The sequence below is a fragment of the Brachybacterium sacelli genome, assembly GCF_017876545.1.
GTDB classification, from domain to species: domain Bacteria; phylum Actinomycetota; class Actinomycetes; order Actinomycetales; family Dermabacteraceae; genus Brachybacterium; species Brachybacterium sacelli.
The window spans coordinates 1,776,763-1,795,900 of the sequence record NZ_JAGIOD010000001.1 but is presented as its reverse complement, the minus strand read 5'-3'; the positions used below and the strand labels follow the sequence as shown (position 1 = coordinate 1,795,900).

At 70.6% G+C, this 19,138-nt stretch carries 17 protein-coding genes; 8 read left to right on the top strand and 9 right to left on the bottom strand.

Annotated features, from left to right (window positions below; translation table 11 throughout):
- Positions 1–91: 91 nt before the first annotated feature.
- From JOF43_RS08005 to JOF43_RS07995, 3 genes are read right to left on the bottom strand one after another with little or no spacing between them, the layout of a single operon-like run.
- Positions 92–1,087 carry a LacI family DNA-binding transcriptional regulator gene (locus JOF43_RS08005; protein WP_209900969.1) on the bottom strand — a complete coding sequence of 332 codons (996 nt, stop codon included), beginning with the start codon at positions 1,085–1,087 and terminating at the stop codon, positions 92–94.
- A gap of 36 nt (positions 1,088–1,123) precedes the next feature.
- Positions 1,124–2,779 (bottom strand): fucose isomerase, encoded by a 1,656-nt coding sequence (locus tag JOF43_RS08000; RefSeq protein ID WP_209900967.1) that lies wholly within the window; start codon positions 2,777–2,779, stop codon positions 1,124–1,126.
- Positions 2,780–2,812: 33 nt separating this feature from the next.
- A complete protein-coding gene (locus tag JOF43_RS07995) occupies positions 2,813–3,946 on the bottom strand; it encodes a glycoside hydrolase family 172 protein (protein WP_209900965.1) in 1,134 nt (377 codons plus the stop codon).
- 283 nt (positions 3,947–4,229) lie between these two features.
- On the opposite strand from JOF43_RS07995, the gene JOF43_RS07990 reads away from it, so the two are divergent.
- Genes JOF43_RS07990 through JOF43_RS07980 form a run of 3 tightly spaced genes read left to right on the top strand, consistent with a single transcriptional unit; the run spans position 4,230 to position 7,347 of the window.
- A complete protein-coding gene (locus JOF43_RS07990; RefSeq protein WP_209900963.1) occupies positions 4,230–5,594 on the top strand; it encodes an ABC transporter substrate-binding protein in 1,365 nt (454 codons plus the stop codon).
- Positions 5,591–6,511 carry a carbohydrate ABC transporter permease gene (locus JOF43_RS07985; protein ID WP_342592114.1) on the top strand — a complete coding sequence of 307 codons (921 nt, stop codon included), beginning with the start codon at positions 5,591–5,593 and terminating at the stop codon, positions 6,509–6,511. Before JOF43_RS07990 ends, JOF43_RS07985 begins: the two co-directional genes overlap by 4 nt.
- Complete coding sequence (locus JOF43_RS07980; protein WP_209900961.1) at positions 6,508–7,347, top strand: carbohydrate ABC transporter permease; 840 nt, start codon at positions 6,508–6,510, stop codon at positions 7,345–7,347. The genes JOF43_RS07985 and JOF43_RS07980 overlap by 4 nt, the downstream gene beginning before the upstream one ends.
- Here JOF43_RS07980 and JOF43_RS07975 read toward each other — a convergent pair.
- Entirely contained in the window at positions 7,340–8,077 is a 738-nt protein-coding gene (locus JOF43_RS07975) for an SDR family oxidoreductase (protein ID WP_209900959.1), read from the bottom strand. The genes JOF43_RS07980 and JOF43_RS07975 overlap by 8 nt on opposite strands.
- A gap of 348 nt (positions 8,078–8,425) precedes the next feature.
- On the opposite strand from JOF43_RS07975, the gene JOF43_RS07970 reads away from it, so the two are divergent.
- From JOF43_RS07970 to JOF43_RS07960, 3 genes are read left to right on the top strand one after another with little or no spacing between them, the layout of a single operon-like run.
- Positions 8,426–9,781 carry an ABC transporter substrate-binding protein gene (locus JOF43_RS07970; protein WP_209900957.1) on the top strand — a complete coding sequence of 452 codons (1,356 nt, stop codon included), beginning with the start codon at positions 8,426–8,428 and terminating at the stop codon, positions 9,779–9,781.
- A gap of 25 nt (positions 9,782–9,806) precedes the next feature.
- A complete protein-coding gene (locus JOF43_RS07965; RefSeq protein WP_209900955.1) occupies positions 9,807–10,724 on the top strand; it encodes a carbohydrate ABC transporter permease in 918 nt (305 codons plus the stop codon).
- Between the two features lies 1 nt (position 10,725).
- Positions 10,726–11,625, top strand: a complete 900-nt coding sequence (locus tag JOF43_RS07960; RefSeq protein WP_209900953.1) for a carbohydrate ABC transporter permease — start codon at positions 10,726–10,728, stop codon at positions 11,623–11,625.
- An 18-nt stretch (positions 11,626–11,643) separates the two neighbouring features.
- Here JOF43_RS07960 and JOF43_RS07955 read toward each other — a convergent pair whose 3' ends face one another.
- The 4 genes from JOF43_RS07955 to JOF43_RS07940 form a co-directional block, all read right to left on the bottom strand.
- Positions 11,644–12,051 carry a GNAT family N-acetyltransferase gene (locus JOF43_RS07955; protein ID WP_209900952.1) on the bottom strand — a complete coding sequence of 136 codons (408 nt, stop codon included), beginning with the start codon at positions 12,049–12,051 and terminating at the stop codon, positions 11,644–11,646.
- Positions 12,052–12,056: 5 nt separating this feature from the next.
- Positions 12,057–13,157, bottom strand: a complete 1,101-nt coding sequence (locus tag JOF43_RS07950; RefSeq protein ID WP_209900950.1) for a mandelate racemase/muconate lactonizing enzyme family protein — start codon at positions 13,155–13,157, stop codon at positions 12,057–12,059.
- A complete protein-coding gene (locus JOF43_RS07945) occupies positions 13,154–14,044 on the bottom strand; it encodes a glycoside hydrolase family 32 protein (RefSeq protein ID WP_209900948.1) in 891 nt (296 codons plus the stop codon). Before JOF43_RS07945 ends, JOF43_RS07950 begins: the two co-directional genes overlap by 4 nt.
- Before the next feature lie 100 nt (positions 14,045–14,144).
- Complete coding sequence (locus tag JOF43_RS07940; RefSeq protein WP_245354056.1) at positions 14,145–14,708, bottom strand: XRE family transcriptional regulator; 564 nt, start codon at positions 14,706–14,708, stop codon at positions 14,145–14,147.
- 157 nt (positions 14,709–14,865) lie between these two features.
- Between JOF43_RS07940 and JOF43_RS07935 the strand changes: the two genes are divergently transcribed.
- Together JOF43_RS07935 and JOF43_RS07930 are read left to right on the top strand one after the other, a co-directional pair.
- Complete coding sequence (locus JOF43_RS07935) at positions 14,866–16,116, top strand: MFS transporter (RefSeq protein WP_342592113.1); 1,251 nt, start codon at positions 14,866–14,868, stop codon at positions 16,114–16,116.
- 136 nt (positions 16,117–16,252) lie between these two features.
- Positions 16,253–17,356, top strand: coding sequence for a glycoside hydrolase family 183 protein (locus JOF43_RS07930; RefSeq protein WP_209900946.1), 1,104 nt, complete (start codon positions 16,253–16,255; stop codon positions 17,354–17,356).
- A 16-nt stretch (positions 17,357–17,372) separates the two neighbouring features.
- Here JOF43_RS07930 and JOF43_RS07925 read toward each other — a convergent pair whose 3' ends face one another.
- Positions 17,373–19,133 carry a glycoside hydrolase family 3 protein gene (locus JOF43_RS07925; RefSeq protein WP_245354055.1) on the bottom strand — a complete coding sequence of 587 codons (1,761 nt, stop codon included), beginning with the start codon at positions 19,131–19,133 and terminating at the stop codon, positions 17,373–17,375.
- Positions 19,134–19,138 lie beyond the last annotated feature (5 nt).

Below are 19,138 nucleotides of genomic sequence, written 5' to 3'. Positions count from 1 at the left end.
GACGAGACCTTTTCGTGACCTGCCGTCTCATCACCGCGAGGGGCATGGACAGAACCCTGATCCCTCGGGATCAGGTCCCGTCGAGATCTGTTCAGCGCGGCAGGGTCGACTCGCGCTCGATGATCCGCGAGCGCAGCAGCGTCGTGGAGGGCTCCTCGTCGGGGTTCGCCATCCGCTGGCCGAGCATGCGGGCGGCGGCGCGGCTGGTGGCCCGCACCGGCTGGTGGACCACGGAGACCGACGGGGTGACGAGGCGGGTCCACAGGTCGTCGTCGGTGGCCAGCAGCGCGGGCGCGTCCTCGACGCCGCGCATCGCTTCGAAGGCGCCGGCGGACATGCGGTTGTTGGTGACGTAGACGCAGTCGGCCTCGCCGGCCTCGAGGATCTGCGTCATCATCGCTCGTCCGGAGTCGACGTGCAGGTCGCCGCGGGCGATGGCGGAGTCGTCGACCGGCACCCCGAGCTCGCGCCAGGCGGTGCGGTAGCCGGTGACGCGGTCCTCGGTGGTACGCAGCTGCGAGGGCCCGGCGATCACGGCCGGTGCCCGGAACCCGCGTGCGTGCAGATGCCGGGCGGCCTGCCGTCCCGCGTCGAGGTTGTCGGTCGCGACCAGGTCCGTCCCGGCACCTTCGATCCAGCGGTCCACCAGCACCACCGGGATCCCGGCCTCGGTGAGCAGGGACAGGTCGGTGTGGGTGCTGTGGACCGGGACCAGCAGCACCCCGGAGACATGGCGGCCCACCAGCTGGGCGAAGCAGTCCCGCTCGATGTCGAGATCGTCCTCGGTGTGGGCGACGGTCACCGAGTAGTGGTCCCCGCGGGCGATCCGCTCGACCTCGCTGATGATCTGCGTGAAGTACGGGTTCTCGGCGTCGGGGGCGACCACCGCGATCTGCGAGGTCCCGCCACGGCGCAGGGAGCGGCCCATGGCGTTGGGGACGTACCCCGTCGACCGCACCGCGGCCCGCACCCGTCGCGACATCTCCTTGTCGACGGTCGAGGCGCCGTTGATGACGCGGGAGACCGTCGCCGAGGAGACCCCCGCGGTGCGCGCCACGTCCATGATGGTGGGCCTCGGCGACACCATGGGCCTCTCCCCTCTCAGTACGGTGTTGGTCGTCGCTCAGTCCTCGACGATCACGGCGTCGCCGCACAGGTGCACGGTCACACCGAGACGGTGGAACAGCGCGGCCTTGGCCGTCAGCGCCCGGTCGGCCGTCGCCGCATCATCAGCGTAGACGAGCTGGGCGTGGTTGGCCTTGTGCCGTCCCATGAACTGGTCACGGCTCACGCCGTGCAGCACGACGTGCGCGATCGGCCACTCCGGGTTGGTGGACTCCTTGCGGCGACGGGTCTCCTCCTCGGGCAGCTCGACGACGCTGCCGCGGCCGATGTCGACGTGCAGGGCCCCGTCGGCGACGTACACGCGCGACCAGACGATCTCGCCCGGCTTGGAGACACCGTTGAGGGTGGAGCCGCCCGCCGGGAAGAACTCCGGGCCCTGGCGCCAGCCCTCGGCGTCGGCGTAGCCGCCCGCGAAGTGGCTGGGCGGGACGGAGCCGGAGATCTCGTAGACCCACACGAACCGACCGTCGAACTCCTCGCCCCAGCGCACGTCGTGCAGCGTGGTGGCGGGGTCCATGCCCATGGCGGTCCAGAGCCGGTTGGTGACCAGGGCGTCGACAGCGACCCCCTCGTCGACCTCGTTGAAGTTCGGCAGCGCCTCGCCCTCCCACAGCACGCGGGAGCCGTCACGGCTGGTCACCGGCGGGCGCTGGACGTTGTTCAGCAGCCCCTCGACGAGGTCGGAGGCGGCGGTGACGTCCTTGAGGCCCTGCTGGTACTGGATGCCCACGGCGTCCAGGCCGAAGTCGTCGCTGAGGCGCAGTGCGGCGATGTACATCGCGTACTGGCTGCGCAGCTGGGCCTCGGTGAGCTCGGTGGCCTCGTCGGTGCCGAGGCGGAAGGTCATCCCGGCCTCCGTCAGCCAGGTCCCGACGGCGTCGGCCTCCTCGTCCGTGACGGTCTGCATCTCGGCCCACAGGGCGGACTGCGAGAGCCGCTCCTTGTAGATGCCCAGGGGGTTCAGCATCTCGTCGTCGATGATCGCGTTATACATGCCCATGCAGCCCTCGTCGAAGATCCCGATGATGGCCTTGTCGTCCAGCAGCTGGTCGGCCAGGGCCCGGCCGAGCTCGACCTCGGCGGTGCCCGGCAGATGCGGCAGGGGGCGCACGTGGGACGCGTCGTGGGTGAGGGTCCCGGTCTCGATCCACGTGGCCAGACCCTCGCGGAAGTAGTCGTCGCTGCCGTCCACGGTCCACAGCGTGGAGTACTCGCGGTTCATCTTGGTCAGGCCGCCGTTGAGGTTCAGCAGACCCACCAGGCCCGGCCACTCGGGGGCGAAGTTCGCGACCGTGAGGATCGGGCCGCGGTGGGTGCGCAGCCCCGCGAGCACGTGGTGGCTGTACTGCCAGTTGGCCGTGGCGACGATCAGCGGGGCGTCGGCCGGGATGTCCTTGAACACCTCCAGGCCCATGCGCTGGGAGCGGATGAAGCCGTGGCCGAGCTCGGGGTCGGGCGCGAATCCGCGCTGCACCGTCCAGCCCGTCGCCTCGACGGCGTCGGTGACGATCCGCTCGAGCTCCTGCTGGAAGGGCCAGGCGGGGACGTTCGCGCTCTCGCGGAGGTCGCCGCTGGGGATGAGGTAGACGGTCCTGGCGGGGGCGGTCGCGCTCTCGCGCGCCGCGGGCATCTGGTACGGGACGGTGGCGGTCATGGGTACTCCCTGGTCGTGACGGGTGGCGTGGGGTCAGCGCTGCGCGGGGCCGACGGGGCTGTGGGGGCCGGGCCCGGTGCCGAGGTGGATCTCCATCGAGTCGAAGGTCGGCGCCGCGGGCCGCGTGGTCGCGGGCCGGTCGAGGTAGAAGATCGCGGTGGAGGCGATGTCGTCGCGCAGCGGCAGGTAGCGCCCGGCGCTCTTCCAGCCCAGCGCCTGGATGTCCACGCGCGGCAGACCGGTGGAGAAGTGGATCGGATCGGCCACGTGCCAGCGGTACATCCCGAAGCGCTGCTGGGCGACGTAGAGCCCGTCGGGCCGGATCACCTGCGGCATGCCGAGGTACGGGGTGGAGAAGGCGGTGTATCCCTCGCCCGGGACGTCGAAGTTCCAGGCCCCGCCGAAGTAGTCCTCGGTGCCGGTCCCCGCGATGGTGGGGAAGCCGCCGTCCGGCCGGTCGTCGTCGAGGTAGAACTTGATCTCGCCCTCGCCCCACCAGCCGTTGGAGTTCACGCCCCAGGCCAGGTAGGTGCCGACGTACTGGCCCTGACCCTCGATGCCCTCGAGCAGCACGTGCTCGGTCGCCTCGGGCAGCGGGTTCGACCGGCGCCACTGGGCGTGGAAGTAGGCGTCCTCGCTGTGGTCGCCGCCCAGCTCGTAGGTCACCTGGTAGTAGACGCGGGCGTCGGTGTCGGAGGTGTTCTCAAGGGTGAGGCGGGCACCCTCGCGGAACGGCATCGGCCAGTAGGAGTTGAAGCCGCCGTGCGGGTTCGCAGCGACCATCTGGGAGTCGACCTGGGAGAACACCCCCCAGCCGCTGGCGAAGAAGTCGCCGTAGGGCACCTCGACGGCCGGCTCCTCGGCGCCGTCCCAGTAAGCGCGCACCACCAGCTGGCGCCAGTGGTCGGTGTGGGTGGTGATCCAGATATGGGTGATCACGCCGGCGGAGTCGATGTCCGCGAGGGTGAAGGTCTCCCCCGCCTTCACGTCGACGCTGGGCGAGACCTTCCACCCCTGGCCGAGGTCGCGGGCGGCCTCGGCGCCGGTGCCCTCGGTGGCGCGCCCACCCCCGCCGACGGCACCGTCGAAGTTCTCGGGACTGATGGAGCGGGTCTGCACGGGGCGCAGTGCGGCGAGCGAGGCGAGGGGACGGGCAGGACGACTCACGGGGTACCCCCTGAAGGAGATCGACGATGATCAGGAAACGTTTACCGGCACCTTACGGAACCGGAGGCGGGCCGTCAACATGCCCGGCGAGCGGCGCCCGACGCCCCGCAGATCGGTGCCCGACGTGGGGGTTACCTGCAGGCGTCAGGGCTGATGCCATGCCGGCGAGGCGTGTCCGGACGCCTCGGATCATGGCGCATGGTTGACTCCGCACGGTCGACCTCGTACGGTTCCGGTAAATCGATTACTGGCCCCTTGCCCCTCGATGTCGCGGGAAGTGAGCATGAGACCCCACCCCTCCAGCGGACCCACCGGTCTGGGCAGGCGAGACCTGCTGCGCGCCGGTGCCGCGACCCTCGGCGGCGTCGGCGCCGCCTCAGCCCTCGCCGGCTGCTCCGCCGGCGGCAGCGCCGATCCTCTCCAGTTCTGGCAGTTCTACGCCCCCGTCGCCCAGCAGGACCCGAACCTGCTGGCCCAGAGCGAGTGGTTCCTGAGCATGATCCGCCGCTGGGAGGAAGCGGGCGGGCGCCCCATCGACCCGGTCTACATCCCGGGCTACACCGACCCCACCAACACCCGGCTGATCACCGCCTTCGCCTCCGGCGCGGGCCCGGACATCTTCCTCATCTCCCCCGGCGACTTCCTGCGCTACTACAACGGCGGGGTGCTCGAGGACCTCACGCCGTACATGGAGCAGGAGGCGATCGACGACTTCTCCCCTCAGGCGCTGGCCACCCGCACCGTCGACGGTCACGTCTACGGGCTGCCGATGGAGCAGGAGCCGCTGGCGATCTTCTACGACGTCGCCGCTTTCGAGAAGCAGGGACTGTCCGAGGCCGACCTGCCCACCACGTGGGAGCAGATGCTCGAGCTCGGGCGGCGGATGACCGGCGGTGAACGGGCGGGGCTGGTGTTCGAGACCCTGCCCGGCTACTACCAGAACTTCACCTTCTACCCCTGGCTGTGGCAGACCGGCGCCGACGTCATCGACACCGACACCCAGCGCCCGGTCTTCGACAGCGAGGGAGCGGTCCAGGCCCTGCAGCTGTTCCAGGACGCCATCGCGACCGGGGCGGCGCCCCGCACCCGACCTGCCAACGGCGACATCGTCAGCGCGATGACCGGCGGCTACGCCGCCATGTGGCAGGGCGGGATCTTCGACGTGGCGGCCCTGAGCCAGAACGCCCCGGACTACGAGTACGGCGTGTTCAACCTGCCCGCCCCGCCGGGTCGCGACCCGGTCACCTGCCTGGGCGGCTGGGCCTGGTGCGTCAACGCCCGCGGCAAGGACCCCGAGGCCGCTGCCCGGTTCACGGTCGAGGTGATGGGCTCGATGAGCCAGGAATCGATCGACGCCGGCGTCGAGTGGAACGGGGTCGCCAAGGGGAACATCCCCGCCCGCGCCTCGGTCACCGAGGCGATCGGGAACGACGGCGCCTTCGAGAACCCGATCCTGCAGCAGTTCCGCGACGAGATCCTGCCCGTCGGCCGCGCCGAGCCGCGCTTCCCGCCCGTCATCTACAAGGCCGTCTCCAACGCGATCCAGTCCACCATGCTGGGCGGCGCCGACCCCGCCGAGCAGGCCGAGGTCGCCCAGGGAGCCCTCGAGAGCTATCTGGAGACCTACGAAGGAGGGCCGCTGCTGTGAGGACGGTCGAACTCTCCCGCACCGCGGGCACCCGCGCCGGCTCCGACCGGATGCGTCGCGAACGGCGCGCGGCCTTCTGGTTCCTGCTGCCGGACACCCTGGGCCTGCTGGTCTTCGTCGCCGTCCCGATGGTGCTCGCGATCATCCTGGGCTTCTTCCGGGTAGACGGCTTCGGCTCCTTCGAGTTCATCGGCATCGACAACTACGTGCGCATGGTCGGGGACCCGCAGTTCTGGTCCAGCGTGCGCATCACCTTGATCTACCTGGTGGCGGTGGTGCCTCTGATCTTCGTGATCGGGCTGGCCCTGGCGCTGCTGGTGCAGCAGAAGCTCCCCTTCATCGGACTGATCCGTTCCGCGCTGTTCGTCCCCTACGTGGTCAGCCTCGTGGTGGTGGCCATGGTCTGGCAGTTCATGCTGGCCGACCGTGTCGGCATCCTCAGCCGGCTGCTGGGCCTGCTCGGCTTCGAGGGCATCTCGCCGCTGGGCGAACCGTCGCTCGCCCTCGGCACGGTGGTGCTGGTGACGGTGTGGTTCCAGATGGGCTACTACATGATCATCTTCCTGGCCGGGCTGCAGGACATCCCCGGTGAGTACTACGAGGCCGCCCGGATCGACGGAGCGAGCGCCTGGCAGCGATTCCGCCGGATCACGCTGCCGCTGCTGCGGCCGACGAGCTTCTTCGTCCTGGTCACCGCGACGGTCGCGGTGATGACCGGTGGGCTGGACCTGATCTTCGTGCTCACCGGCGGCGGCCCCGCGGGCGCCACCTCGCTGCTCATCTTCTACATCTACGAGCAGGCGTTCCTGTTCGGGGAGCTCGGGTATGCCGCCGCCGTCGGCTCGGTGCTGGTCGTGGCGATGCTCGCCTGGTCCCTGGCGATGTTCGCCCTGACCAAGGGAGGTCGTTTCGAATGACCGCACTGCGACCCCGCAGGCGCACCCGGTGGACCCCTCAGAAGGTCGCGCTGCTGGCGCTGGGCATCGTCCTGGCGCTGGCGACGATCTTCCCGCTGGTGTGGATGATCACCGGCGCCTTCAAGCCCGCCACCGAGGTCAACGGCTCGGCGATCCTGCCCTCGGAGCCGACGCTGGAGAACTTCGCCTACGTGTTCACGCAGGTGCCCTTCCTGCGGTACATGTTCAACAGCTTCGTGGTCTCGGCCGCGGTGACGGTGCTGGCGCTGTGGTTCCATTCCATGGCCGCCTATGCGCTGGCGCGGCTGCGGTTCCCCGGGCGCGAGACGATCTTCCTGCTGATCTTCTCGACCATGCTGGTGAGCCTGCCGGTGATCCTGATCCCCACCTTCGTGGTGGTGCGGACCCTGGGAATGGTGGACTCCTACGCGGGCCTGATCGTGCCGGCGATCTTCAACGCCTTCGGCATCTTCCTGCTGCGACAGTTCTACGTCTCGCTGCCGGGGGAGCTCGAGGAGGCGGCGCTGGTGGACGGCGCGAGCTACTGGCGGATCTACCGCAGCATCATCCTGCCGCTGAGCCGGCCGATCCTCTCGGCCCTGACGGTGTTCTTCTTCCTCACCAACTGGAACTCCTTCGTCTGGCCGCTGACGATCACCTCGGACCCGAACCTGCGGGTGGTCCAGCTGGGAATCGCCACCTTCCAGCAGCAGTACGCCGCGGACTGGAACTACGTGCTCGCAGCGGCGACCGTCGCGGCGATGCCGACGCTGCTGATCTTCTTCTTCTTCCAGCGTCAGATCGTGGAGTCGATCAAGTCCGCCGGGTTCAAGTAGCCGCGAGCCACTCGTCGTACGTCGGGCCCGCGAGGATCGCCTCCGGGCCCGGCAGCATCCCGCCGCGCCGCATGGACTCGCTCGCCGCCACGCCCACCACGGGGGTGTCGTCCCCGCGCACCGCGAGCAGCCGCCGGGCCTGCGCGAGGGTGTTCTCCTCGCGCGGCCCGGCGATCTGGGCGAGCGGCTCGGGGTCCGCGGCCAGGGCCTGGACGAGCAGCAGTTCGGCGACGGCGGGGGTGTCCACGCTCTGCGAGGGCACGTCCATGACCTCGTAGTGGTCGCCGGCCCGGCGCAGCTTCGAGCCGACGAAGTCGTGGAACTGCGTGGCCCGCACCAGCACCGCGCCCGGGCAGTGCGTCCGCACCGCGTCCTCGTGGAGGAGCTGGGCGCGGTAGAAGCCGTAGTCCAGCATCCGGTCGATGCCGACGATCGAGATCGCCACGGTGCGCGCCACCCCAGCGGCCGCGGCATGCTCCCCCAGGTTCCGCGCCGCCGCCTGGAACCACGGCCCGGCGGTGTCGTCGAGCTGCGGCGGCTTGAGGCACTCGACGAGCGCGTCGACCCCGGACAGTGCGGCCTCGAGCCCCTCCCCCGTGAGCACGTCGATCCTGCGGGAGCGCGCGATCTCGCGGACCTCGTGCCCGTCCCGGCGGGCCGCCTCGACCACGGAGTGCCCGAGCGTCCCCGTCGCCCCGGCGACCGCCAGCGTCGTCGTCCTGGAGCCCATGCGTCCTCGCCTCCCGCTCGCTCTGCGCGCCCTGCTGCGGCCACCGTAGACCCGCTCGCGCCCGCCCGCTCCCCTTACCGAATCGTGACCTGCGCCAGTGCTCGGGAGCGTTGACACCCCGGCACCCCCGGGCTACCTTGACGCGTAATCGATTACTGGCGGGGGCGATGGAGTCTTCTCGCCAGAGATCGACCGATCCACCCCAGCACCCTCGACGACGACGGCGCCGCCGCGGACCGATCCCGATGCCCGCGGCCACGATCAGGCATCGATGCCCGACGCCCCGCGCTCCAGGGAGCTGACCCGGCAGTTCTCCGATCCGGCACGACCGACCTCAGGAGCAGCATCATGAAGCGCCGTACCCTCCTCTCCGCAGCAGCAGCCTCCGCCACCGCCGCCGGCCTCGCCGCCTGCGGCAGCGGGACCCCGGGCCAGCAGGCCGAGGACCCGGCCGCCGAGGGCCGCACCCCGGTCGAGTTCTGGGGAAACGTGTTCACGACTCCCGAGAATGCCTGGTACGAGAAGATCGTCGAGGACTTCAACGCCGCCCAGGAGGACATCTACCTCAACTACCAGGTGGTCCCCGCCGACGCCTGGGACCAGAAGCTCAAGGCGGCGCAGGCCGCCGGCACCGCCCCGGATCTCTACATCCAGGCCGGCCGGCTCGACACCGCCGCCCGCACCGGGCTGCTGATGCCGTTGGACGACCTCCTCGAACCCGACCTCCTCGCCGGCGTCACGGACCCTGCGAAGGAGATCTCCCAGTACCAGGGGCAGTTCTACGGCTTCCCCCTGCTCGTCGAACCGCAGATGACTCTGTACTGGAACCGGGACCTGTTCGAGCAGGCGGGCCTGGACCCCGAGGCGCCGCCGACCTCGTGGGAGGCGATGTACGACGCCTGCGAGGCGCTCGCCTCCGTGATGGGCAACGGGGAGTTCCCGCTGAACACGGCCGTGGATTCCGACACCTTCGGCTGGACCACCGTCGCTGCGCAGATGCACGTGGCCGGCCACCTTCCGATCTCCGAGGACTGGTCCACGGCCGACGCCGAGGACGCGAAGTACGAGGACCTCATCACCTTCTACAAGACCCTCCAGGACGAGGGGTGGATCCCGCGGCAGCCCCTCGGCGGCGGGAACTCCGCGCAGGCATTCGGCGAGAAGAAGGTGGCGATGATGTCGCAGGGGTCCTGGGGCATGTCCGAGCTGGGGGCCGACTATCCCGAGGTGGCCTCCGTGACCGGGGTGGCCCCCTGGGTGCAGAACGACGGCGACCTGACGCACTCGATCTCCACCATCGGCAACATGAAATGGGTGGTCGACGCGAAGGCGAAGGAGCCCGAGGCCACAGCCCGCTTCATCAGCTGGGCGCTGGGCGGGGACCCCGAGGTGCTGGGGCCCTTCTTCGTGGACACCCAGTTCACCAAGGCCCCGGCCCGCGAGGAGGTCGCCGAGGTCGTCGGCGCCGATCCGGCCGCCGCGGACGCCCCGTGGTCCGAGGTCGTGTTCGAGGACGTCGTCCCGCACTGCATCCCCGAGGCGCAGTATCCCTGGGACATCAATCTCGCGATGGGCGACGCCCTCCAGGCCGGGATGCTCGGCGAGGTCTCCCCCGCCGAGGCGCTCAGCACCGCGCAGAAGGAGATCCAGAAGATCATCGACCGCGAGGGTCTGGCGGAGATCCGCGCCGAGATGGACGCCTGAGCCGGGGCGAGGAGGGAGGAGACCCATGGCGATCAGCGCACCGGCCGCATCCCGCCGACGAGTGCACCCCAGCCGCCGTCAGGACACCTCCATGGCCTACATCATGCTGGCCCCGGTGCTGATCCTGCTGAGCATCTTCGTGCTCTGGCCCGCGATCCAGGCGGTGTACCTGAGCTTCTTCGACTGGAGCTTCTACACGGACTCCGAGTTCGTGGGGTGGAAGAACTTCCACGACGTGCTGGTGGACGACAAGTTCTGGGACGCGGTGCTGCGCGGTCTCCAGTTCGTGCTGATGACGGTGCCGGTCAGCATGGTGCTGTCCTTCCTCGTCGCCTCGCTCGCGACCTCCGTCTCGCGCCGCGTCTCCACGGTGCTCAAGGTCAGCATCTACATCCCCTCGGTAATCTCCGGCGTCATCGCCTCGATCACCTTCGTGATCATCTACGACTACTCCGGCGGACTGCTGAACGCCCTGATCAACATCGTCGGAGTCCCCAATCAGGCCTGGCTGGGCGACCCGCGCTGGGCGCTCGCGGCGATTGCGGTGCCGGCCGTGTGGCTAGGCCTGGGGATCTCGACCCTGATCATGATCGCCGCGATGCTCGACATCCCGGATTCCTTCTACGAGGCGGCCCAGCTCGAGGGCGCGAACTGGTGGCAGCGGACCGTGTACATCACGATCCCGCAGATGAAGAATGTGCTGCTGTTCCTGCTGGTGACCGGCTTCGTCGGTTCCATCCAGCAGTTCGAGCTGCCCCTGGTGATGACCGGTGGTGGCCCCCACGGCGCCACCGAGCTCCCCAACCTCTTCATCTTCAACCACTTCCGGGGCGATGCGTACGTCGGCTATTCGCTCGCCGCGGCCCTGCTGCTGTTCGTGGTGCTGGGGACGATCTCGTCGGTCATCTTCCGCATCGTCAACTCCGAGAAGCTGGTGGACTGACATGGCCGTGCTCACCGAGACCGCCGCCCCCACCACCGCCCCCGCCGACCGTCGGACGGCCCGACGGCGACGGATGCTGCAGCCGCGCTGGATGCTGATCGTCGCGTTGAAGGCGCTGGTCAGCCTGGCCATCGTGGCGCTGGCGCTGTTCCCGCTGGCCTGGATGATCATCTCCGGGTTCAAGATCCGCACCGAGGTGGTCTCCACCCCGTTCCAGTTCTTCCCCGAGGTGTGGCGCTGGCAGAACTACACGGCGATCCTCTCCGATACCGCCTTCCTGCGCACCCTGGCGATCACCGGGTTCGGCGCGGTGATCTTCACCGCCGGGTCGATCGCTGTGAACTCGATGGCGGCCTACGCCTTCGCCCGGCTCGAGTTCGCCGGCAAGCGCTACGTGTGGCCGCTGGTGCTGATGACCATGTTCATCCCCGGCATGACCATCTTGCTGACCAGCTTCATCGTGGTCACCGACCTGCACATGCTGGACACCCTCGCGGTGCTGATCATCCCCGGCATGGCCACGGCCGCGCACATCTTCTTCGTGCGCCAGTTCTACCTCAACATCCCCTCCAGCCTGGAGGAGGCCGCGGTGATGGACGGCTGCGGGCGCTGGGGCGTGTACCTGCGGATCTTCCTGCCGCTGTCGAAGGCGCCCTTCGTGGTCGTGGGCATCACGAGCTTCATGGCGTACTGGAACAACTTCGTGTGGCCCGTCATGACGATCACCAGCCCGGAACTCTTCCAGGTCCAGCAGTACCTGGCGGCCTTCCGCGGCGAGCGCGCCTCGGAGCTGGGGCTGCTGATGGCCGGCTCCGCCTGCGCTGCACTGCCGATCATCGTCCTGTTCCTCGTCTTCCAGCGGCAGATCATCGCCAACATCAAGATGGCCGGGCTGAAGTGAGCCGTGGGCGGCGCGGGCTCAGAGCTCGAGCAGCCCGGCCGTCGTCGCCCGGAAGAGACCGGTCGCGAGATAGAAGGGCGAGACCTCGGCCTCGAAGTCGACGTGCAGCCATTCGGCGGGGCTGTCCCGGCACTCCTGAACCGCCCGGACCACCAGCTCGTGCCCGATCCCGGAACCCTGGTGGTCGGGGTGGACGACAGTGTCGACGAGGAAGGCGTGACGGCCGCCGTCGGTGACCACGTTGCAGAAGCCGATCAGCGCCCCGTCGCGCCGGGCGGTCCCCCAACCCAGCGAGTGCCGCTCCAGTCGCAGGTTCCAGGCCTCGACCCTGTCCTCGTGGTCGAAGGCGAGGGCGTGCAGCGTGGAGACCTCCTCGTCGGTGATCTCCGCCCGCCAGGCGTAGGTCAGCGTGTGCGCAGGTTCCATGCGTGTCAGTGTCCCGCGGCCGTCAAGCGCGGGCCCAGGCCGAAGCCGGGGGCGTCGGGGAGGGTGAGGCGCCCGTCCACCAGGGTGTAGCCGGAGGCGTCGACGCCGTCGGTGGTGCCGGGCACCGCCTCGACGACGGGCACGTTCCCGAGTCCGGCGGCGAGCTGGGCGGCGTAGAGGGTCTTCAGCGGGTGCCCCCAGGCGTGCGGCGAGGCGGCGACGCCGATCTCGCGAACGGTCGGCATGAGGTGGCGCCAGGCGGTGATCCCGATGGAGAGCACGTCCATCAGCAGCACGTCCAGCAGACCGTCGCGGGCGAGGTCGAGGACCTCCTCGAGGTCGGGCTCGAACTCGCCGTCGGCCACCAGCACCGGCGAACCGGGGCGACGACGGTGCTCGCGCACCCGGCGCAGTCCCTCGGCGTGCTCGGCGAAGGGCTCCTCGATCCAGAACAGGTCGCAATCGGCCACTGCCTCGAGGTACCGCACACTCCGCTCGGGGTCGTAGCCGTCGTTCATGTCGACCAGCACCCGGGCTGCGGGGTAGGCCTCGCGCACGGCCCGGGTGACCTCGACGTCCCGTGCAAAGCCGGCCTCGGGCGTCATCCAGAGGTTCCCACGGCCGATCTTCAGCTTGAAGGCGCGGTAGCCGCTCGCCCAGTCCGCGGCGCAGGAGGCGAGCACGCCGTCGATGCCGCGCGGCGCCTCCTCGGGGTCGAGGTCCTCGAAGTAGATCGCGCCGGAGTAGCAGGTCACCGGGGTGACACCATGCCCGCCGAGCATGACGTGCACGGGCACCCCGAGCAGTCGGGCGGCGAGATCGTGGAGCGCCGCGTCGAGCGGGAGCGCCGCCGGGTCGAGGACGCCGTGGTCCGGGTCGATCACCTCCTCGAGCGGCCGGCCCACGAGCGTGGCCGGATCGGACTCGGGGCCCTCGGCCATCCCCCATCCGCTGGCGCCATCCTCGGTACGCACGGTGACCGCCCAGGCCGTCGGGCCGTCACCGTGGGCGCCGAGACGAGCGTTGCGGCCGATGGTGCGGGGGTAGCGGCTGCGCAGCGGCGTGCTGGTCACCTCGGAGATCCGGTGCCCGGACAGGGCGTTCATACGAGCTCTTCCTCGCGGACATCGGGAAGGATCTCCAGGGGGCGGATCGTCAGTCCGCCGCGGTCCCAGCCGCCGCCGGTGATCCAGGTGCGGCCCCCACCGGCGGGATCGGCCACGATCTCGGCGCAGTGCTCATCGAGGTCGACGTCGAGCAGGCCGCTGTCCCCGAAGCGCAGCGGGTCGGTCGAGAAGTAGGCGAGAGTGCGGTCGTATTCGGCGGATTCGCAGACGAACAGGATCCAGCCCTGCCCGGCGCGGACCACGAACGAAGACTCCGTCGGCCCGCCGTAGGTGCCGAAGATCGTGGACTCGTAGGCGACGCTCGGCTCCGACCAGGTCAATAGATCCGTCGACGAGCGCACGGCAACCTGGTGGGCGCCGCCGTCCGGCGCGGAGGTGCGGGTGTAGTACATGTACCAACGCTGCCCGTGGCGGATCACCATCGGGTCGCGGGCGTCGAAGCCGTCCTCGAACAGCACCGGCTCGTGCGGGGTCCAGGTGAACAGGTCCTCGCTGGTGGCGAGCGTCATCCGGTAGGCGGTGTGGTCGGCGGTGCCGCCCGCGTAGAACATCCAGTAGCGGCCGTCGTGGGCGATCACGTGCGGGGCCCACACGTGGGTCTCGCCGATCTCCCCACGGGCGTGCAGCACCGGGTCGTGGACGGTCCAGGGGGCACCGGTGAGGTCATCGGCCGAGGCATGCAGGAAGCGGTCCTCGCCCAGCGGGTCCGCAGGCTCGGGATGCCAGATCCCAAAGGCGTGCCAGCGGTCGTCGTGGCCCCGGATCAGGGTGTGGTCGTTGACGTACCAGGGCTCGGCGGCCGACGGGGAGGCGTCGAGCAGGCGGCGCTTCGCACCGGGGCGGAGGATCACGGGGGCAGTGGGCACGGGGGCTCCTCGTCGAGCGGTCCGGTTCAGGGCGAGGGAACGATTGCTCACCGCTGTCGACCCTAGCCTCGGTGTCCCCGGAGGTAAACGGTCCGCGCGGTCAGGTGAGGCGGGACTGCAGTGCGACGGAGGTGAACACGACGCCCTGCTCCTCGCGGGCGCGGTAGACGTACTCCTGGTCGGTGACCACGCGGCCGGAGCCGCCGGCCTCGATGACCTGCACCTCGTCGCCGATCACGATCTCGAGGGCGCCCTCGACGACGTGGATCATCACGCCGGGCGAGGGGACGCCGGACCCGTTCGGCTTCTCGTCGGCGCCCACCAGCTTCCACTTCCAGGTCTCGACCGAGAGGCGATCGGTGTCGATCGCGTCCAGCAGCACGGACCAGCTGCCGCCGTCGGTGGACCAGACCTCCACGCCGTCGGGCGCGGCGTCGGCGCCGACTCCCATCAGGGCGGCGAAGGTGGTGCCCAGGCCTGCGGCGACGCGGTCCAGGGTCGCGACCGAGGGATTGGCCTGGCCGAGCTCGATCTGGGTGAGCATGCGGCGGCTGACGTCGCTGAGCTCGGCGAGCGCGCCGACGCTGAGGTCCTGCTCCTGGCGTGCGGCGCGGATGCGATCACCGAGCTGCTCGATCACCGCCGGGCGCATTCCTCCGGTCATGACCGTGAGCCTACCGGGAGTGATGAGAACTATATTGCGCACTCATGCACCTGCGCACTATGTTGCGCAGGGCGGCTCGGCGCCTCCCGGGCCGCGCACTTCCCGCCTCGTGCCCGTTCTTCCCCGTCACGTCCCGCCCCTCAGGAGGTTCCTGCTCGTGCCCCGCCTCCCCGCCGGCCCTCTGCTGCGCTGGTTCGCCTCCTACGGCTCCTTCGCCATGCCTCAGGCCGCCGCCCCGATCGCCTTCGCCCTGATCGCGCTGCCGCTGACCGGCGATGCCGCCAGCGGCGCGGCGATGATGTTGGCGATGACGAGCGCGCAGGTCATCGGCGCGGTGCCGATCACGCGCGCGGGGCGGCGATTCTCCCCGATCCCGTTCCTGCGCGTGCTGATCGGCCTGCGCACCCTCGCGCTGGTGGCGATCGCCGTGCTCGCCACACTCGGAGCGCCGTTCGCTCTGGTGGTGGCCGGGGCGGCCCTGGCCGGTCTGGTCAACGGCGCGGCTTACGGGACCCTGCGCTCGACCCTGAACCATCTGGTGCCCGCCTCCCGCCTGCCGCGGGCCCTCGGGGTCGCGGCCACGGTCAACGAGGTCACCTTCGTCTCCTCCCCCGTGCTCGCCGCGGCGCTGGGCAGCCTCTCCCCGCAGGCGGCGATCTGGGCGATGGTGCTCCTCGGCGCGGGCCCGATGCTCCTGCTGCCGCGCCTGGCCACGGCATGTCCGCCAGGGCCCGAGCAGCGCCGCGAGCACCTGCGCCTGACGCCGATGATCATGCTGTGGCTGGTGTGCGGCGGGGCGAGCGCGGCCGCGATCTCGGCGATCGAGATCGGTGCGGTCTCCCTGGCCGTCTCCTTCGGGCTGCCGGCCGCCTGGGGCGCGGTCTTCCCGGTCGCCCTGTGCGTCACCTCGATCGGGGGCGGGGTCTGGGTGAGTGTGCGGAATCGGGTGCCGCGCCGGCGCACCGTGCTGGCCTGGCTCGCGATCACCGCGCTCGGCGTCGCCTCGGTGGGGCTCGGGCACTCGGTGACGGCGACCCTCGTCGGCGCCCTGCTGGTGGGGTCCGTGCTGGCCCCGCTGGCCACCTACTACTCGTTGGTGCTGGACCAGCTGGTGCCGGCGGTGCATCGCGCCGAGGTCTTCGCGCAGCTGCGCACGGCCAACGCCCTGGGCATCATCACCTCGAGCGCCCTGATCTCGTTGGTCTCGCTCCAGGCCACCTACGCCGTGGTGATCGCGCTGATGACGGTGGTGCTGGCGGCCGCGGGGAGCGTGTTCACCGTGGGCTGGGTGCGGGCGCGGCGACGCAGTATCGCGCGGGAGGCCGCGGCCCGGCGGACGCTCGACGCCGTGGATCGTGCCGGCGGCGAGCATTCCGCGGGGAGCAGCTCGGCACTTCCGCGTGAGTAAACGATTGCTCTCCGCTCCCGGACTCCGTAGGGTGGTGCGGGAACCTGCGCGATGAGGCCGTCGGCGCGACGCCGCGGCCCCATCGCGACCCCGCCCGTCGATGCGCGGGGTCTCCGAGGACCCGAGGAGGTCCACCATGCTGTCCCGATCCACTTTTCTGCGCGGCTCCGGTGCTCTGGCCGGCGTCGGCGCCCTGACCGCCGCGTGCGGGGTCTCCGACGCCTCCGGCACGGACCCCGACGCCGACTCCGAGGACGCCTGCCCCCGAGTCACCCGGATGGCCGCCATCACCGGTCCCGGCGTGACCACCCGCTTCCGCATGGAGGCCACCGACCTCGGCGCCCCCGCCGTGACGCCCGACGGGCGGATCCTGTTCGTCTTCGGCGACACCTTCGAGGAGGCGAAGGTCGGCAGCGGCTTCTGGCGCTCCCCCGTCGGCCTCTTCGCCGATCCCGAGGTGCCGCTGGATGACGGGATCACCTGGACCACGGCCGTCGGAGGCGAGACCGCCGAGCAGCTGGTGCCCTATGAGCACGACGAGGACCCGGTCTCCACGATCCTGCCCGGCGACGTGCTCACCGTGGACGGGATCATGTACCTGTGGATGATGGTCAATCACGGCTTCGGGAACGTGGCCGGCACCGAGATCTGGACCTCGGCCGATTCCGGGGAGACCTGGGAGCGCACCGCCGAGATGTTCCCCGGGGACCACGCCGGCGGGCTCATGCAGCAGTGCACCTGGTGCGCCCACCCCACCGACGGCTACGTGTACGTCCTGACCACGGGCTTCCAACGGGACAAGGGCGTGCTGCTCTCCCGAGTCCGGGCCGAGTCGATCCTGGACCCGGCCGCCTACGAGACCTGGTCCGGCGCGGACTCGTGGGGCGGTGAGCCGGTCACCGTCGTTGGAGGGGAGATCGGCGAGATGTGCCTGCGCATGGTCGAGGACCAGTGGGTGCTGACCTACTTCGACTCCGGCAACTACCGGGTCGACATCCGCGCCGCGGACTCCCCCATCGCGCTGGCGGACGCCGCCGCGGGCACCCTGCTGCACGGCGGGGAGTGGGGGCAGGAGGCGGACGACGTGGTCGCCCAGCTGTACGGGCCCTACATCGTGCCCGGGTCGACCCTCGAGGTGATGCACCTGGTGTGCTCGCAGTGGCACACCGGTCCGGACTGGCCGTACCACGTCGAGCAGTTCCGCATCGAGGACCCGCTGGGACGTGGCTGCGGGGAGTGACGACGCCCGGTCCGGCTCAGCGCAGGCCGTGGCCGAGGGGGAAGGCCTCCCCGGTGCCGTCGGCGGTGGGGATCGGGACCGGGAGCCTGCCGGTGGTGTGCACGGAGCCCGCGACCGCGCCCGCCACGGCGCGCAGGGAGCACGCGGAGTCGCCGTAGGCGGCCAAGGAGGCGGCGACGTCGCCGACGTGCACGACGTCGTAAGGGTTGTGCAGCGAGGCATGGAGGACCGGGGTGCCGGTGGCGACGAGCGCCGCGACCAGCTCCACCTGCGCGGCCGGCGTCTCGAAGCTCGTGGACGAGGTGAACACCAGCGCCGCCTCGACGTCCTGCGCCGCCGCGGCCGCCTGCACGGCGGTGGCACCGGCGAGGGTGGTCGCCTCCAGGCCCTGCTCGGAGAGCGCCTCCGCCGCGGTCTCCAGCCGCCCCTCCGTCGCCTCCCCGGTGACCAGCACCGAGGTGCCGCGGGCCAGCGGCAGGGTGTCCTGGTCGGTGAGCAGGGTGATCGAGTCGTCGGCGATCTTCTGCGCGGCGCGGCGTGAGTGCTTCGTCCCGACCCGCTCGAGGGCGCGCCGGGGATCGACGCTCGCGTCCTCGAACAGGCCCCGGCGCAGCTTCTGGGCGAGGATGCGGCGCACCGAGGCGTCCAGACGCTCCTCGGTGATCTCGCCGGCGGCCACCGCCTCGCGCACCCCGCCGATCGCGACGGCGAGATCCGGGGGCATGAGCATCTGATCGGCGCCGGCGAGGATCGCCTCGACCGGCACCCGGTCGTCCTCGAACAGGGTGCGCACGCCGTCCATGGCCAGCGAGTCGGTGACGATCACGCCCTCGTAGCCCAGCTCCTCGCGCAGCAGTCCCGTCAGGATCGGCGCGGAGAGCGTGGCCGGGCGCCCGGAGTCGTCGAGCTCGGGCACCACGATGTGCGCGGTCATGATCGCGTCGACGCCCTCCTGAATCGCGGCGCAGAACGGCGGCAGGTCGATCTCGTCGAGCTCGGCACGGGTGTGGTCGATGACCGGCAGGCCGACGTGGGAGTCGGTGGCGGTGTCGCCGTGGCCAGGGAAATGCTTCGCCGCGGCCGAGCAGTCCTCGCGCTGGAGACCGGCGATCTGCGCGGCCACCAGGCGGGAGACGGCCTCGGGCTCCGCGCCCGGGGAGCGCACCCCGATCACGGGATTGCGCGCCTCGATGTTCACGTCGGCCACCGGGGCGAAGGCCTGGTCGATGCCGCAGGTGCGCAGCTCGGACCCCACGATGCCGCCGGCCGTGCGGGCGTGGTGGCGGGAGCCGGTCGCCCCGAGCGCCATCGCGCCGGGCAGGGGCGTGGCCGGGGCCGGCAGTCGGGTGATGTCGCCGCGTTCCTCGTCGGTGCTGATCACCAGCGGGATCCCACCCGAGGCGCGGGCCGCGGCCTGCGCGTCGTTCGAGAGGGCTGCGACCTGCTGGACGTCCTGGAGGTTGTCAGACCAGGAGAAGTAGATCAGTCCGCCGACGTGATGGGTACGGACGATCTCGGCGATGGTGTCGACCCCGGCGGAGGTGGTGTTCGAGGAGTGGGGCGCATCGGCGCTCGCGCCGTAGCCGACGGCGACGAAGAGCTGTCCGATCTTCTGCGCGAGGCTCATCCCCGCCAGCAGCTCCTCGATGCGTCCCTCGTGCTTCCCGCCTCCCGTCGCGTGGGCGGCGGCCGGCAGCGCGACGGCGCCCGAGGCCATGGCGAGAGCGCCGAGTCCGCGCCGGGTGAGACCGGCGGACGGGGTGTTCGTGGAGTTCATCGGGC